The 1,419-nt window shown below is 59.7% G+C and carries 1 protein-coding gene and 1 pseudogene; both read left to right on the plus strand.

Annotated features, from left to right (window positions below; translation table 11 throughout):
* Positions 1-1,275 (plus strand): adenylosuccinate synthase (locus Q8K05_RS03205; protein ID WP_305245091.1); only part of this gene is annotated, 1,275 nt, incomplete at its 5' end.
* A gap of 77 nt (positions 1,276-1,352) precedes the next feature.
* Positions 1,353-1,419 (plus strand): annotated as a pseudogene (locus tag Q8K05_RS03210) (phosphoribosyltransferase); the annotation flags it as partial.

The raw sequence follows: 1,419 nt of genomic DNA on the forward strand, positions 1-1,419 counted from the left end.
GAAGGCAAGGGCAAGCTGGTCGACTGGCTGACCGAAAGCGCGCAGGGCGTGGTGCGCTTCCAGGGCGGCCACAACGCCGGCCATACGCTGGTCATCAACGGCGTCAAGACAGCGCTTAACCTGATTCCGAGCGGCATCATGCGCCCGGGCGTCAAGTGCTACATCGGCAATGGCGTGGTGCTGTCAACCGAGCAGCTCTTCAAGGAAATTGAGCGGCTTGAAGCTGTCGGCGTCGAGGTGCGATCGCGCCTGCGCGTGAGCGAAGCCTGTCCGCTGATACTGCCATTTCACGCCGCGCTCGACATCGCGCGTGAATCTGTGCGCGAAAATGCCGGCAGCGAAAAGATTGGCACCACCGGCAAGGGCATAGGTCCGGCCTATGAGGACAAAATCGCGCGCCGCGCCCTGCGCGTGCAGGACCTGAAATACCCGGACCGCTTTGCCGCCAAGTTGCGTGTTCTGCTGGAACTGCACAACCACATCCTCACGACCTTCCTGCATGCGCCGGCGATCGATTTCGACAGCGTCTATGCGCGTGCGATGGAAGATGCCGAACGACTCAAGCCCATGATGGCCGACGTTTCGCGCGAACTCAATGACGCACACCGTGAGGGTGCCAATCTGTTGTTTGAAGGCGCGCAGGGCACCTTGCTCGATATTGACCATGGCACCTACCCGTATGTGACATCCAGCAACTGCGTGGCTGGCAATGCGGCTGCAGGCTCGGGCGTCGGGCCAGGCATGCTGCATTACATCCTGGGCATCACCAAGGCCTATTGCACCCGCGTTGGCGGCGGTCCGTTCCCGACCGAGCTCGATTGGGAGAAGCCGGGCACCGTGGGCTACCACCTGTCGACGGTGGGCGCCGAAAAAGGCGTGGTCACCGGACGCAGCCGCCGTTGCGGCTGGTTTGACGCGGCCTTGCTCAAGCGCTCGGCCCAGGTCAATGGCCTGTCGGGTTTGTGCATCACCAAGCTTGACGTGCTCGACGGCATTGAAGAACTCAAACTGTGCACCGGCTATGAACTGGACGGCCACATCACCGACATTTTGCCCATGGGCGCTGAAGAAATCTCCCGCTGCGTGCCGATTTACGAAACCATGCCAGGCTGGAGCCAGAGCAGCGTGGGCGTGACGCAATACGATCAGTTGCCAGTGGCCGCGCAGCATTACCTGCGGCGCATTGAAGAGATTACCGGCGTGCCGATTCACATGGTTTCGACCAGCCCGGACCGGGACCACACCATCCTGCTGCGTAACCCCTACGCCGCCTGATTTCAGAAGTTTTAGTAAAACAGGTGCCTAACCCATACTGTATGGGTTAGGCAGGCTATTAAATCAGGAGCAATTCCATGTTGACCGAAGACGGCAAACATCTCTATGTCAGCTATGACGAATACCACAACCTGATTGAAAAAC

The organism is Polaromonas sp. (assembly GCF_030682935.1).
Taxonomy (GTDB): Bacteria; Pseudomonadota; Gammaproteobacteria; order Burkholderiales; family Burkholderiaceae_C; genus Polaromonas.